This window comes from Candidatus Hodarchaeum mangrovi (genome assembly GCF_975850365.1).
The window spans coordinates 1-15,163 of the sequence record NZ_CDLCQJ010000007.1; the positions used below are offsets into that span (position 1 = coordinate 1).

Consider the following 15,163-nt stretch of genomic DNA (forward strand, 5'->3'; position numbering starts at 1 on the left):
ATTGGCTTAAAAGATAAAATAAAGTCTTCTCTTGTTCTCATTATGCCAATGAAGGATTGATAAGGTAGAAGTCCGAATGGTCAATAGCTTTATAAATCCATTGGCATAGTGGTACCTGAATAGTTTCAAGCCTAATAATGAGTTGATTCATGATGAATTTTGATTTAACACATCATAATTGGTCATTTCCACAAATCATTTCAATTAGCTTTCTTAAATTGATTCTATTCAATTATTCAATTATGATTTATAATATTTTGACAACTTAGGAAGTAATTCATATGATTGAAGCAATAAAAACGTTAGATGCACGAAATCTTTCCTGTCCTATGCCTGTCTTGAAGTCGAAAAAGGCTTTAAAAGAATTAGAAATAGGTCAGGTTTTAGAGATTTTAGCTACTGATCCTGGTAGTATGGCTGATATTCCTGCTTGGACACGAGCAACTGGTCAAGAGCTTGTTTCTTTAGAAGAACTGGGTCCAAAGGATTTCCGATTTCTTGTAAAACGAGTAAAATAGAGCAGATTGGTGATCTTATGACGATTGAAACTGAATCGAAAATTGAAACTTCACTTATGCCTGACTCTGTCACTGAAAGACCTAAGCGTATGGCAATAATAGCCTCAAAAGGTACACTTGACGCTGCTTATCCTCCTGTTATCCTTGCTTCTACAGCTGTTGCATTGGATATGGAAGTAGCTATATTTTTCACATTTTATGGCCTAGATCTAATCCATAAGAAAAGAAGTAAAAAGCTAAAAGTTAGTCCAATTGCCAATCCTGCAGCTCCTATGCCTGTACCTAATATTTTAGGAATGATCCCTGGAATGACGGGCATGGCTACTTGGATGATGAAACGATGGATGAAGGGTGCAAATGTAGCGAAGTTTGAAGAATTACGTGACATATGCATTGAAAGTGGGGTTCGGATGATTGGATGCCAAATGACCATGGATGTCATGGGAGTCAAAGAAACAGATCTCATTGAGGGTGTTGAATTAGGTGGAGCTGCTTCATTCTTAGAGTTTGCTAAAGATGCAGATATCACTCTGTTTATGTAGATTGTTTTGGAGGAAAAATAATGGGAAAATTGGTTTTAGTGTGTGATTCTGGAGCAACCGATAAATTGCAAACTCTTGCTATGGTTGCATCAGGAGCAGTCACAAATGACCTAGAAGTTTTTATCTTCTTCATGCATGATGCAGTATATGCTTTAAAAAAGGATGCTCCAACCGAGCCTGATGTTACTAGTATATTTCCTGAAGTAGCTGAGAAAATAAATAAGGCTAGAAAAGAGGGAAAAATTGCTCATTGGAAAGACCTTTTAGAAGATCTGAAAGAACTTGGTAATATTACAATTACTGCCTGTGTTCAGATCACAGAGATACTTGGTTTGGAGAAGGATGATCTTTTACCAATTGTTGATGACATTGTTGGTGTGAGTACTCTTGCAGAACAAGCGATGCTTGCTGATAGAGTTATATCTTTTTAGTAGTATGGTGATTATAAATGAATCAAGAATTTGTTGCAGATGTAGTAATTGATGCTAGAAATAGCTATTGTCCTGGCCCTTTAATGGAATTGATTAAATCGATTAAAAAAGGCGAAATAGGTAAGATTTATGAAGTTTGGAGTAAAGATGCTGGGTCTATTCGGGATATTCCCAAATGGGTTGAAAAAGCTAAGCATGAGATGGTGGCAATTGTCAAAGAGAATGGCCATACAAGATTTGCTGTTAGAAAAGCAAGATAATTTTTATATGAATTGATATAGTATTTGGAGTTTCTTTAAATGAATATGAATGAAAATAATCCTCAAATTTTAATTTTAGGTGGTGGGACTGGAGGAGTAATTGTTGCTAACCTATTGGGTAGAAAAATTGCTAAATTAGCTGACATTACTCTTGTTTCCAAACGAGATAATGTGTTTTATGAGCCAGATTTAATCTATAGAGTATTTGATAAAAAAGATATGAAGAAACAATTTCGTCCATTACGAAAGCTTGTTGATAAGCGCGTTAAAGTCCTCACTGATGAAGTAACTCATGTTGATCCAAAAAAGCAACTTGTTAGTTTTAAAAGTGGAAATAGTCTTTCTTACGATTATTTAGTTATCGCAACTGGCGCTCATTACGATTATGACAAGGTTCCTGGCTATTCTATGGCTGCTCACCATTTTTACAACGAAGAAGCTACATTAAAGCTCCGTGAATCGTTGGAATCCTTTGAAGGTGGAAATATTGTAACCGGTGTTTCTGATCTTCCTTATAAATGTCCTATTGCTCCTATTGAAATGACCTTTATGTTATATCATTATTTTAAGAGGAAAAAGATGCTTGAAAAGGTAAACATCCATTACTTGAGTCCCTTAGGAGGAGCATTCTCTATTGAAAAACCCTCTGAGATTTTCGAGAAACAGTTTGCGAAAAAGAACATTGAATTACATACATTTTTTAACACTGAAGAAATAAATCCAGAGGAAAAGAAGGTTCTGTCACTTGAAGGCGATGAGGTGGATTATGATCTATTAGTCTTAGTTCCTCCCCATAAAGGAGCTACTTATATTGATGATCGTGATTTAGCCACAGAAGATGGGTGGATTATTGTTGATCAACATCGATTACAATCAAAAGCTTATCCAAATATTTTTGCAGTAGGAGATACAAATGAACTTCCGATTTCAAAAGCTGGGTCCACAGCTCATTATCAAGCAAAAGTAGCTGCCAAAAATATAATAAGATTAGTTAAGGAAGGAAAGCTTAATGCAAAATATGATGGACATGCACAGTGTTTTGTGATGATGGCTCAAGATTCAGCAATGTTACTTGATTTTTCATATAGTCGTCCTCCTCGCCGAATTGGATATATTCCAAATAGAATTTACTATTATGTGAAAAAATACTTTGCGCAGATTTTCTTCCGCGGAGTACTAACTGGGCGAATATAACATTAAATTACCATAATAAAAGTTGAAATCTCATGTTAGATGAAAGAGATAAAAAAATTATTAGCTATTTTCAGAAAAATCCTCGTAGTTCTTTCAATCAGGCTGCGAAAGATTTAAAATTAGCTAAAGGAACTGTTAAGGCTAGATTTGAGAAGCTTGTAGAAAGCAGATTGATTTCACCTGGAATTGGTCTGAATATTAGTGAACTTAAATTTAGTCATGCTCTTTCATTTATTGAAATTACGGATCCTGAGACGGAGAAAGCGATTCTAACATATTTCGATAAATGTCCATTAGTCATGACCATGTTTTCTCTTTCAGGTTTTGAATATAACCTTGTAATCTGTTTAATTTCAGATAAAAGAGAGAATATAAGTAAGTTCATCGATACATTTCCCCTCAGTCATCTTCCTGGTGTTAAACGACGAAATAGTTTTTTTGTAAAAGAATCAGAAGGCTTTGCAGAAAAACCTTTCTGGTCTTTCATTCCTGAAAATTCCAAGAGAACCTTCTTCGATAAATTTGAATGTCAGAATAAATGTGGAGTTTGTAGTGTCATTTCTGAGATCAAAGTAGAAGCCCAAGACGCCCACTCTTCTAGTCCTCTTCCCATCCGAGAAACAGTTGGAGAATAAAAGTTAAATTATTTGCGAAATATCTCCATCTGATTTTTTATCAATCCAAAAAGAGATTGGATCATTAAAATCCTTTAATAGCTTTCTATAATGTTTAAGAATGAATATTGATTTTAAAATGACGTTTAGCTTAAGTATTTGAAATTGAATCAAAGTTCAGAGGGATAATTAGCTTATCAAATCTATTAACGGTTTAATGTGATGAGCTGAAAAATGGAAAAAATAGAAAAGAAGGTATGGATAAGAATCTTCAAGCAGTGAGCTTTTCTAAAATATCTGTAACTTTTATTGTGTGCATCTTGAAACCTTCAGAAAAATCAAAGCCCATAGCTACCCCTAATAATTCTGGATATACAAAGACTGGAAGAGAAGTCTTTTCAAATTGTTTAGCCATTAAACGTTGGCCAACATCAAATTGAATATAACAAGTTGGACAAATTGTAACGAGAGCATCAGCTCGAGCTAATTCAGCACCAACTATCTTTTCATGAGCCATTGCTATTGCAGTATCTTGATCTGTACCTCTAGTTCCCGCACCACAACATGCTAGTTTATTTAAATAGGGAACTGAAGTAGCTCCTAAAGCTTCAACTAATTCATCCAATTTTATTGGTCGCTCAGGATTATCTGTCTGTAAAATCTCAGGTGGTTTAAGAAAGTGACAACCAGAGTGAGTAGCAATTTTCAATCCTGTAAGAGGATTTTTTACTTTTGCAGCGATTTTATCAATTCCAATTTCATTATACAGAACTTCAGCAAAGTGTTTTACCTGAATTGTGCCTTTAAACTCTCGGTTTACTTTCGCTAAATGACTATTTACGCTATCTTTAAGTTTCTTATCGTTTTTTAAATGAACATTTACCATTTTTAACGTTTCAAAGCAACCACTACATGCTGTTAGTATATTAAGATTTTGTTCTTCCGCTAAGCATAGATTCCGAGCTGCTAGAGTATGCCATGCGATACTATCAAATGATTGGACACCTCCTGGATCAGGACAACAGGCAAAAGGTAAGTCGATAAAATCGAAATTAAATTCTTGGAATGTCTTTCGTAATGCTGTTTCGACAAATGGAATCCTATAAGGGATTGTACACCCCATAAATAGAGCATAATTGGACATCATACATCCTCCTTTAGATTTGCCAGTTGATTGATACGATCAATAACACCAGTTACCTCAAGAAGTTTTTGAACCTCATTATGATCAGCTTTGGGTAACTCAGGTAATCCTAACTTCTCTCTTTTATTCAAAATTGATTGAGAAATAGCTGCAGTAAAGCCAGTTTCAACTATGGACTTCATCTCTGCAATTATACCTGGAGGAACATTATTCATTTTAACTGCTAGATTTTTAATTTCAGTTATGACATGACCAATATCAATCCCTTGAGGGCATCGAACCGAACAAGTATAACAAGTTGTACAATACCATATCTGCTGTTCGTCAATAATATTCTCGCTATAATTACCTAGAAGTAATTTTTCCATAATTCTTCTAGGATTAAACTGTGTATTTTGTTTAAAAACTGGACAACCACCAGCACATGTACCGCACTGATAACACAGCTTTATTACGCTGAAAAGCTCTTTAAATTCTTCTAGTACTTTGTCTGAATCCGTCATTTGTTACCACGCTTGACTATTTAATTTAAAATGCTTTTTGTTTAGCATTTATCTCAATGATCAGCTTAAGACTTCTTTCACACGATGTAATTTCCAACTATTAATATGTATATGTAAGTTTTTAAACAATTTGTATAGATTCGTACAAGAGAATCGTATTTGCAGATATAAATGAATTATAATAGTGGGAATTGAAATTAGGATACTTGTACTTGGGATTGGTAACGAATTAGCAGGTGATGATATAATAGGAATACAAGTTGTTCGCGAAGTAGCCGAAATCGGTCCCCCAGAAATAGACTACAAACAAATTTCTACAGGTGGATTACAGATTCTCGAAACAATTCTAGGATATGAAAAGGTACTTATTGTTGATAGCATTGAAACAGATTCTCCAAATAAGCGTATTTTGAAATTTAACTCAAAAAATCTTAGTGATGCAACATTTTTAACATCTCCTCATGATATTAATTTTCCAACAGCCCTAGAAATTGGTCAAAAAGTTTTACCAGATCATATGCCTAAAACCATAAGAATAATAGGGATTGAAATTCCTGTTCAAGAAATTATTACAGATGAAATCTCAATGGAGACGAGTGCAAAAATACCTACGATAAAAAAGTTAATACTCGATGAAATCAATAGATTCTTAAGAGAAAATGATCATTTAGATCATGAATAAGAAATCAAACTGAAATAAACTTTATTAATGAATTTTATAGGTATTTAATTTCAGGAGTCAAAAAATAAAAGGAGAAAATACAGTTAATCTATATATTGTGATTTTCTCCAAATGACATTTTTGTTGATATCATAGATACTTACTTCTAAAGGCATACGACCAGGTAAAGAATGAGTAGCACATGCAAAACATGGATCGTATGCACGAAATGCCATTTCTACCATGTTTAACATACCTTCTTTAACCTCTGGGCCCTTTACAAATTGTTTTGCTGCTTTCTTAATTGATATGCAGATAGGTGCATTGTTATGGGCAGTTGCGACAATGAGATTGACACCGTCTTTTAAAAGAACACCTTTTTTATCTGTTTTATAATGATGAATTAGGGTTCCTCTTGGAGCTTCAACCACTCCAACACCTTCATCGGGTACATTTGGTTCAGCACGAATATCTGTAGATGTTATTTGAGGATCTCTCACTAACTCAAGAAGTCGCTCACTGGCATATAATTGTTCAATTACTCTGGCCCAGTGGTTTGCTAGGGTGTGATGTGCTGGTTTCCCTAAAACTTGCATCATTTTCTTGTACTCTTCATTGGCTAAGGGGGTTGCCATTCCATCTGCAGCATTTAATCTTGCTAGTGGTGCAACACGATATATTCCTGAATCTACACCTTCAACTAGACCTTTCCATCCTATATTCTTGAGATAGACAGCTTTAAGATAGGAATAGGGAAGAGGTTGTTCTTCGACGTAGTCTAAGTATTTATCTGTGTCGAATTTTGCGTATTCTCTTCCTTCAGGATCTACTACTCTTATTTGGCCATCATAAAAGTTTACATGATTATTCGAGTCAACAAGTCCCATGTAGTAACTTTTCATGTAATAACCTGGATCAAGAACTAATGATTTATTGGCTTCGTTACCCAAGACAACATCATTAAATATTTTGATAGTAAATTTAGAAAACTCAAGGGTAGATAGGGCCATTTCTTCTATTTTAGCACGTTCTTCTTCTGATATCGCTTTCATCATCCCGCCCGGTACACCAGCACAAGGAAGAACTGCATCTGCTGCTATCATCGCTTGTATCTGCTGTGCATAAGAACGATGTTTGATCACTTCAGAACCAATTTCAAGACCAACCGCTTCTACAACACCAAGAATATTTCTCTTTGCAGGGGGAGCAGAAGGGCCTACAACAAAATCGGGTCCACCTAATGCGTAAAAATGCGCAATATGAGAGTGGATCATATGAGCACTATAGAATAATTCTCGGAGTTTTTTCGCGGGTTCAGGTGGATCAACATTAAAAACATTATCTAAAGCCTTAGATGATGCCATATGATGCGCACCTGGGCAAACACCACAGATACGCGTTGTAATTCGTGGCATTTCCTCAACTAATCTGCCCTCACAAAATGTTTCAAAACCTCTAAGTTCAGGTACTTGAAAATATGCATTGGCAACGTTACCACTTTCATCTAAGAATATATGAATTTTTCCATGTCCTTCCAGTCGTGTAATTGGATCGATCACGATACTTTTATAATTACTCATTTATTGTTTCCTCCTTAAGAAAACAGACTTTCCTGCAGTAAATTCGTATATTGTACCTGCAAAATCTGGTGTTTCATCGATTATTTGTGCCATTTTTGCTTCATCTTTCTCATCAATGATAGACCCTAAAACGCTGATCATCTTAGCACCCATGTCTTCAACATTGGGAGCAGGGCCATAACATCCCCGACAAGGATAGTTTGTTTTTATACAGCGTGCTTCACAGCCTCCTCTCGTTGCAGGGCCTAGGCAAATAATTCCTTGTTCTAATAAGCACTTTTCAAAATCTATATTCATTATTTCCCATGTGCGTTTAAACTCTTTTACAGTATGTTTTTCTGGTTTTTCTCTTGGACATTCTTTACAAAGAGCAAATTCTTCTGCAATAACTGAACCTTTGGGAGGGAGTTCTCCTGTTAAGAACGCTGTCACTCCAGCTAAAATCCATTTCTTAGTAGGCGGGCAACCAGGTAAATAATAATCCACCGGAACTACTTCATCAAGGGGATAAACACCATCAAAGAAACTAGGAATTGTTACTTCACCTTCTTTGGTTTTATAAGAAGTCTGAGGATAAATCCCTTGGGGATTAACAGTGCTAGGAGTGGTTTTATAAACACGCTCAAATATGCTATTTTTACTCTTGAAGTTAGCGAGAGCTGGAACACCACCAAAGTTTGCACAGCTACCAAATGCTACTAAGAATTTGGATTTTTTCCGTAAGAGTTTAGCTACATGTACCGCCTCAGAATTTCTTATTCCTCCATTAAAAAAAGTGACATCAATTGAATTATCAGGCATAGATTCAACATCATGATATTTTGTATCAACTGCTACAGGCCAGAAAACAATATCAGCTTTTGCTGCTACATCAAGTACTGCTGCATCCAAGTCTAGGATTGCAATTTCACAGCCTCCGCATGAAGCTGCCCAGTAAAAGGCAATTTTTGCTTTTTCTTCACTCATCTTGATCACCATTACACCGTTATTTCAAATTCTTTCTCTTTAAGATGTTTGTCAAAATTAAGAGGGCCTAGTTTTCTTATGGTTTCTGTAAATTCTTCAAGAGTTTTCTGGTATTTATTCGCTTCTGATGCAGATATCCATTCAATACGAACCCTTTCTGGTTCAATACCAAATTCCTGTATCACTTTTTGTAATATTTTCATTCTCTTAAAGGCACTAAAATTCCCTTCATCATAATGACAGTCTCCGAGGTGACAACCACCAATTAGAACTCCATCTGCTCCTTTAGTAAAAGCGTCAAAAATGAAGCTCGGGTCAACACGGCCAGAACAAGGAACCCGAATTCCGATTACATTTGCTGAAACTGGAATACGAGATGTCCCTGCCAAATCTGCGGCAGCATGTGTGCACCACCGACAGTAAAAACCAATAATAGTTGGATTAAAACCATTTGTTTCTTCTGAACTCATTTTAAATCACCCTATCTGTTTAGCTGTTGAAATTATCCCTTCTATTTCGGATTTGATCGCTTCATCGGAATAGAATGCTTGATGAATAGCACTAGAGGGACATATAGAAGGACATAATCCACATCCTTTACATTTGGAAGCTGTGATTACTGCAACCTTCTTTTCAAGGTCTTCAGCAATCGCATCATAGGGGCAAACTGAAATACACATTTTACAATTTGAGCATAATTCTTCGTTTATTGAAGCAATCATGGGTTCAATTGCTACAAAACCCCGAGACATCATGCGCAATGCTCCTGCTGCTGCAGCAGCACCTTGAGCAACGGAATCAGGAATATCTTTAGGACCTTGACAGGTTCCAGCCAAAAATATTCCGTCAACTTGGGTGTCTACAGGAGCTAATTTTGGATGTAGTTCGCGGAAAAAGTCTTCAGCTCCACAACTAATTCCAAACATTTTTGCAACCTCTCTTGCATCAGAACGTGCAGTTAGTGCACTACTTAAAATAACTGCATCAACAGGAACATGCAGAGCTTTCTGAGTAAGAGAATCTTCAACTTGCACTATCAGTTTATCTTTATCCTGCAAAATTTTTGCTGGTTTACCTCTAATGAAAATAACGCCTTCTTTTTGTAATCGATCATAAAACTCTTCATAACCTTTACCAAACGCTCTAATATCGATGTAGAACTGGAAAATTCTAGCATCTATACGTTCCTTGATCAAATGGGCATATTTTAATGAATACATACAACAAACGCGACTACAATATGCATTATAGTTGTTGTCTCGTGATCCAACACAATGTATAATTCCCACCGTTTTTGGTGAAGTTTCAGTAAATTTGCCATCTTTTCTAAGTAACAGTCTTCCACCTGTTGGGCCAGAAGCATTAAGCATTGTTTCAACTTCTATAGCTTCAAAAATGTTTTCATATTCTCCATAATGGTATTGAAGAATATTTGAAGGATTATATGGTTCAAAACCAGTTGCTAAAATAACTGCTCCTGCTTCGACTTCTACGAATGTATCTTGCTGTTCATAATCAATGGCTCCTGTTGGACACTCTTTCTCACATATCCTGCATTTACCTCTCAAGAAGTATGTACAATTTTCTCTGTCAAGTACAGGATATTGGGGTACTGCTTGTGGAAAAGGTCGATAAATAGCTTTTCTATTTCCTAATCCCATGTAAAATTCGCTTGGAATTTTTTTGATTGGGCATTTCTCTTCACAAATACCACAACCTGTGCAAAGTTCTTCATTTACAGACTTAGCTTTCTTCCGAATCTTCACTATATATTGTCCTGGAACACCTGAAAAATCTTCTACGGTGCTATAAGTCATTAAAGTAATATTTGGATGTTGTCCTACCTCTACCATTTTTGGAGTGAGAATACAGGAAGCACAATCTAAAGTTGGAAATGTTTTATCAAATCGTGCCATCTGACCTCCTATTGATGGTTCACGTTCAACCAAAATTACTTCTTTGTCTGCATTTGCTAATTGAAGTGATGCTTCTATTCCAGCAATCCCACCTCCTACAACAACGACTCTTGGTGTTACAGATAATTTTTCTTCTTTTAAAGGTTCTTGGGTAATAACTCTCATAACAGCTGCTGCTAGAAGTTTTTTAGCTTTATTCAAACTTTTTTCTGCATCTTCAGTGACCCATGTGTTCATTTCACGTATATTTGCAATAGCTAACATGTATGGATTTAAGCCACTTTTCTCAATAGTTCCTCGAAAAGTTTTCTCATGCATACTGGGGGAACACGCTGCAACAACTACATGTGTGAGGTTATGATTGCTAATTGTTTCTTGGATAGAATTTTGTCCAACCTCACTGCAGGTATAAGTAGTATCCTTTACAGCTACAACGTTTGGAAGGGTCTCTGCAAATTTCTTCAAATCTTCAATTGAAATTTTTCCTGCAATATTTGTTCCACAATGACAGATAAATACTCCTATTCGTCCGTTTTCCATTTTTATCATCCCTTTTTATTTTTCCTAAAGAGCTCCTGCCACTATTTCGGCGATATCTTTAGTATCAATCTCTTGTTCATGATTTGTAACTTTCCGAGCATCCTCAAACATATTCAGACAGAAATAACACGCAGAGGCTAAGAGTGTGGCACCAGCATCGATTGCTTCATTAAGTCTTGGTATTGAGAGCCGTTCTTCAACTGTTGTTTCAGCCCAAATATTCCCACCACCTCCACCACAACATGTCGCTAATTTACGGTTATTCTTCATTTCCACTAGATTTAATCCAGGAATTGCTTTTAAAACCTTTCTTGGTTCGTCATAAATCTCATTATGTCTTCCTAGATAACATGCATCATGGTATGTCACTTTTGTCTCGGGCAGTGGCGTTGAAAATTCAATTTTTCCATCTTTAATGAGTTCATCTAATAATTGAGTATAATGATATACCTTCGAATGTGGTGGAATCTTATAGCGATTTTTAAAGAAATTATATGAATGTGGTGAAGTAGTAACAATAATTGATGGCTGAACTTCTGCAATTATTTTCTCATTTCTTTCCCTTTCGAAATCACTTAATAAAGATTCACCCATAAAATTAATGCAATTACCACATTCTCTTTCATCTTTACCTGCAATTCCAAAATCAAGTTTAGCATGTTTAAAGATTGCTGAGAGTGCTCGGGCTATTTTTTGTGATCTAGGATCATAGGAAGCAGTACATCCTACAAAATAAAGAATATCAGTTCCTTTTTTAGCTACCGGAACATCTAAATCTTTTGCCCAATCCGCTCGTTCTGCGGATCTTAGATTGAAAGGATTACCATACGTATAAAAAGATTGTAATGTTTGAGTGTAACTATAAGGGACCTTTTCACCTGCTTCGATTGCTTGAGCACGATATGCAATGAGAATATCGATGATTTTGACTTCTTTTGGACATAAACTTTGACAGGCTGCACACGTTGTACAACGCCAGAGTTTTTCTACCTCAGAGTGATCTAATTCAATCCCAATCTGTCCTAGGTGAATAAATTCTCTGGGATTAAACGAGGAGACCATGTTTATAGGGCAAATACCAGTGCATGTAGAGCACTGATAGCAATAATTGAGATTCTCCTGTGATAAACCGATAATCTTTTCACGAAATTCTAAATTGGGAACAATATACTTCGGAAATGTACTCATTCTAATCCACTTCTAAATGCCTTACTGTATTTTATTAAGAATAATTTGCCTCATTATTAACAGAAATGCTGGTAGCATCTTTATTAAAGTCATAACTTGATTTTAAATAGTGATTGTTCATGATGAGTCTATTTAAGTTGTGTTTGAGAAATTTACATGCCAGCATGACGGTTATTGTAGGGCCCTTCTTTATATTTTTAAAATTATTCCTTAACAATCGTCAAAAGTAGAGATACTTTATAATGAAATTATGAAAAATGATTGATTTGAATACTAAAATAATTCAGGAAATTTTTAAAGTTTTAAATTGAGTAAATAGAGAAAATATATAAATAATATTCCCTATATCATAAAAATTAATCTAATGTCATATTAATAGAATGAATTGTTTTTTAGTAAGAATCACTAGATTATTTGTTTCTAAAACTATCTAATGCTTGTATCATTTTAGTAATGATTATTTTTAACAATGAGGGGTATTATACTACTTTAATATAATTTACAGATATGAGTAATCTAGAATCTTGAATGAGAACCTAATTATTCAGTGAACATAAAAATGGAGTCTTTTTATCTTAATATAATTTTTATTATTATTCTTATAAAATAATTAAAACCTGACTCCTAAACGCTTTTATCTTATTTAAAATAATTGTATTTCAGATCAGAATCATATTCTAATGCCATAAAAACCTTGAATATATCTTTATACAGCCATGTTAAATCAAGATAAAGCTTTTTGCAGCAGTATAAATGTTTTGGAATATTTCAGATTAATTTCTTTCAAATGTACTACAGCTCTTTGTAATTTCAAAATTAAAATATTGTACTCTTGGATTTATCTGTTTAAATTAAAGGATATATTCAGTTCCTTTTATTCAAGCAATGAATCTTTAAAATTCACATTGACAAATCTAGATTTTTATGTTAATTGTTTTGATTTTACAAATTCTAATATTGATCCTTCTTACTTTCATTAGTTGATAAAAGAACCAAAATTAGCAATAAATTGAAGATAAAATATTGAAACAATGTAGAAAAAATAAAAGTAACTAGAGGAAGAATTTATGGAAAATAAAAAAGAAATAGTTGATAAACTACTTAAAAAAGCAAATGTACCTAATAAATTGTCAGAAGCTTGGCATCCTTTTTATAGAGGAAAAATTGAAGTTGTCTCGAAGGTCAAAATCGATAATTTTGATGATTTTGCCGTATGGTATACTCCTGGTGTAGCAAGGCCATGCAGAATTATCGAAGACGAGGTAAAAACAACAAAAAAATTTCGACCATATGCAGCCTATAACTTGACAAATAAGTGGAACAATGTTGCCGTTGTATCAGACGGAAGTAGAGTTCTAGGCTTAGGAGACATTGGCCCAGAAGCAGCTATGCCTGTAATGGAGGGGAAAGCTTTATTATTTAAATACTTAGGAGGAGTAGATGCTTTTCCAGTCTGTTTAGACTGTCATAGTGCCGAGGAAATAATTGCAGCTGTCAAATGGCTTCAACCTACATTTGGAGGCATTAATCTAGAAGATATCTCCCAACCAAAGTGTTTTAAAATACTAGATACTCTTCGTAAAGCTAGGGATGTACGAATTCCTGTATGGCATGATGATCAACAAGGAACAGCAACGATAATTCTTGCAGCACTATTTAATGCTCTAAAATATGTGAATAAAAAGTTAGACGAAAGTCTCTTTTCATTAGTTGGAGCAGGAGCAGCTAATATGGCACTTTCTAGAGTTATGGATGCTGCGGGTATACCAAAAAAGAATATTATTATGATCGATTCCAAGGGAATCTTAGAACCTAACAGAAAGGACATTGAAACTAAGAAAGATGAATATGACTTGAAATGGGATATGTGTATTAATTCAAATGGTGAAGGAAGAGTAGGGGATTTACCAACTGGTATGAAAGATGCTGATATCGTAATTGCAGCTAGTAAACCTGGACCAGGTACACTGAAACCAGAGTGGATACAAGGGATGAGTGACGATCCTATTGTTTTTGCATGTGCAAATCCAATTCCTGAAATCTGGCCATGGGAAGCTAAAGAAGCGGGGGCAATTATAGTAGCTACTGGTAGATCTGACTTTCCTAATCAAGTTAATAACAGCTTAGGTTTCCCAGGAATTTTTAGAGGCACACTAGATGTAATGGGTATTACTATTACAGATACTATGTGCATTGCTGCAGCCATGGAATTAGCTAAAACTGCAGAAGAAAAAGGATTGACTCCAGAATATATTGTACCAACCATGGATGACTGGGAGGTATTCCCACGAGAAGCAGTAGCAGTAGGACAACAATCCATAAAAGAAGATGGTGCAAGATTTAAAATAACTCGACAAGAAGCATTTGAACGGGCTGAAAGTCTGATTAAACGAGCACGGGATCAAACAAAATCATTAATGGATTTAGGTTACATACTAAAAGCTCCCCCAGTGGATCTAGAATAGCTGAAATACTCTAATAAAAAACAGAAAATATTGATGAAGATTGAGAGAGGAGGTGAGCTATTTATTTTATTCATTGAATATATAAAAGTATACTTTACAATGTAAATGTTCTTTCAAATAACCTTCATTTTCTATATTTTATGCTCGTTAATGGTTTTTTCAATAAAAAAGAAAATTCAGTACTTTTTTTGTCCTAAAATTGAAAGAGCTTTCACAGCACCTGCAATGATTGCTTCTGGTTTTGGGGGACAACCTGGAACTTTTATATCAGTTTCGACTAAATCAGTTACAGGAGCTCGAACAGAATATCCATCTTTTGCAAAAATACCCCCACTACATGCGCATGTACCAATTGCCACAATAACTTTAGGTTCAGGGACTTGACTGACAACCCTTAGAAAAGATTCTTTTAATTGGGCAGGAACTGTACCAGTAACTAATAGAATATCACTATGACGAGGATTATTCATTAACTTCATTCCAAAGCGTTCAATGTCATATCGAGGAGTAATACATGCAGCTACTTCAATATCGCATCCATTACAACCTCCACAAGGCATGTGATATACCCATGGAGATTTTTTTCTAGCCCAAGAAATAATACCATTCAAAAATCCCATTTTTTTTATATCCAAAAGCAT

The 15,163-nt window shown here is 35.0% G+C and carries 16 protein-coding genes; 8 read left to right on the forward strand and 8 right to left on the reverse strand.

Annotated elements, in window-relative coordinates; all coding sequences use genetic code 11:
- Window positions 1-281: 281 nt before the first annotated feature.
- The 6 genes from ACWVCY_RS00915 to ACWVCY_RS00940 are packed head-to-tail and all read left to right on the forward strand — an operon-like array spanning window position 282 to window position 3,580.
- A complete protein-coding gene (locus ACWVCY_RS00915; protein WP_455139537.1) occupies window positions 282-518 on the forward strand; it encodes a sulfurtransferase TusA family protein in 237 nt (78 codons plus the stop codon).
- A gap of 56 nt (window positions 519-574) precedes the next feature.
- The gene (locus ACWVCY_RS00920; RefSeq protein ID WP_455139597.1) at window positions 575-1,060 is read left to right on the forward strand and encodes a DsrE/DsrF/DrsH-like family protein; all 486 of its coding nucleotides are present in this window, start codon (window positions 575-577) and stop codon (window positions 1,058-1,060) included.
- A gap of 20 nt (window positions 1,061-1,080) precedes the next feature.
- The gene (locus ACWVCY_RS00925; protein WP_455139539.1) at window positions 1,081-1,491 is read left to right on the forward strand and encodes a DsrE family protein; all 411 of its coding nucleotides are present in this window, start codon (window positions 1,081-1,083) and stop codon (window positions 1,489-1,491) included.
- Window positions 1,492-1,508: 17 nt separating this feature from the next.
- Window positions 1,509-1,751: a sulfurtransferase TusA family protein gene (locus ACWVCY_RS00930; RefSeq protein WP_455139541.1), complete on the forward strand. Its 243-nt coding sequence runs from the start codon at window positions 1,509-1,511 to the stop codon at window positions 1,749-1,751.
- Between the two features lie 39 nt (window positions 1,752-1,790).
- Window positions 1,791-2,945: an NAD(P)/FAD-dependent oxidoreductase gene (locus ACWVCY_RS00935; protein ID WP_455139543.1), complete on the forward strand. Its 1,155-nt coding sequence runs from the start codon at window positions 1,791-1,793 to the stop codon at window positions 2,943-2,945.
- A 32-nt stretch (window positions 2,946-2,977) separates the two neighbouring features.
- Complete coding sequence (locus ACWVCY_RS00940) at window positions 2,978-3,580, forward strand: Lrp/AsnC family transcriptional regulator (RefSeq protein ID WP_455139545.1); 603 nt, start codon at window positions 2,978-2,980, stop codon at window positions 3,578-3,580.
- Between the two features lie 250 nt (window positions 3,581-3,830).
- On the opposite strand, the gene ACWVCY_RS00945 is transcribed toward ACWVCY_RS00940, so the two are convergent.
- Both ACWVCY_RS00945 and ACWVCY_RS00950 read right to left on the reverse strand, forming a co-directional pair.
- Window positions 3,831-4,703, reverse strand: a complete 873-nt coding sequence (locus ACWVCY_RS00945) for a CoB--CoM heterodisulfide reductase iron-sulfur subunit B family protein (RefSeq protein WP_455139547.1) — start codon at window positions 4,701-4,703, stop codon at window positions 3,831-3,833.
- On the reverse strand, window positions 4,703-5,206 hold the full coding sequence (locus ACWVCY_RS00950) for a 4Fe-4S dicluster domain-containing protein (RefSeq protein ID WP_455139549.1): 504 nt from the start codon (window positions 5,204-5,206) through the stop codon (window positions 4,703-4,705). Before ACWVCY_RS00950 ends, ACWVCY_RS00945 begins: the two co-directional genes overlap by 1 nt.
- Window positions 5,207-5,390: 184 nt before the next feature.
- Between ACWVCY_RS00950 and ACWVCY_RS00955 the strand changes: the two genes are divergently transcribed.
- A complete protein-coding gene (locus tag ACWVCY_RS00955; protein WP_455139551.1) occupies window positions 5,391-5,888 on the forward strand; it encodes a hydrogenase maturation protease in 498 nt (165 codons plus the stop codon).
- Window positions 5,889-5,971: 83 nt separating this feature from the next.
- Here the strand turns inward: ACWVCY_RS00955 and ACWVCY_RS00960 are convergent, their stop codons facing one another.
- The 5 genes from ACWVCY_RS00960 to ACWVCY_RS00980 are packed head-to-tail and all read right to left on the reverse strand — an operon-like array spanning window position 5,972 to window position 12,057.
- Window positions 5,972-7,447, reverse strand: a complete 1,476-nt coding sequence (locus ACWVCY_RS00960) for a Ni/Fe hydrogenase subunit alpha (protein WP_455139553.1) — start codon at window positions 7,445-7,447, stop codon at window positions 5,972-5,974.
- Window positions 7,448-8,413, reverse strand: coding sequence for an NADH-quinone oxidoreductase subunit B family protein (locus ACWVCY_RS00965; protein ID WP_455139555.1), 966 nt, complete (start codon window positions 8,411-8,413; stop codon window positions 7,448-7,450).
- Between the two features lie 11 nt (window positions 8,414-8,424).
- Window positions 8,425-8,883 carry a hydrogenase iron-sulfur subunit gene (locus ACWVCY_RS00970; protein ID WP_455139557.1) on the reverse strand — a complete coding sequence of 153 codons (459 nt, stop codon included), beginning with the start codon at window positions 8,881-8,883 and terminating at the stop codon, window positions 8,425-8,427.
- A gap of 6 nt (window positions 8,884-8,889) precedes the next feature.
- Complete coding sequence (locus ACWVCY_RS00975) at window positions 8,890-10,869, reverse strand: 4Fe-4S binding protein (protein WP_455139559.1); 1,980 nt, start codon at window positions 10,867-10,869, stop codon at window positions 8,890-8,892.
- Window positions 10,870-10,893: 24 nt separating this feature from the next.
- The gene (locus ACWVCY_RS00980; protein WP_455139561.1) at window positions 10,894-12,057 is read right to left on the reverse strand and encodes a (Fe-S)-binding protein; all 1,164 of its coding nucleotides are present in this window, start codon (window positions 12,055-12,057) and stop codon (window positions 10,894-10,896) included.
- Between the two features lie 1,067 nt (window positions 12,058-13,124).
- Here ACWVCY_RS00980 and ACWVCY_RS00985 point away from each other — a divergent pair.
- Window positions 13,125-14,522: an NAD(P)-dependent malic enzyme gene (locus tag ACWVCY_RS00985; protein WP_455139563.1), complete on the forward strand. Its 1,398-nt coding sequence runs from the start codon at window positions 13,125-13,127 to the stop codon at window positions 14,520-14,522.
- Window positions 14,523-14,698: 176 nt separating this feature from the next.
- Here ACWVCY_RS00985 and ACWVCY_RS00990 read toward each other — a convergent pair whose 3' ends face one another.
- Entirely contained in the window at window positions 14,699-15,142 is a 444-nt protein-coding gene (locus tag ACWVCY_RS00990) for an NADH-quinone oxidoreductase subunit B family protein (RefSeq protein ID WP_455139565.1), read from the reverse strand.
- Window positions 15,143-15,163: the final 21 nt, after the last annotated feature.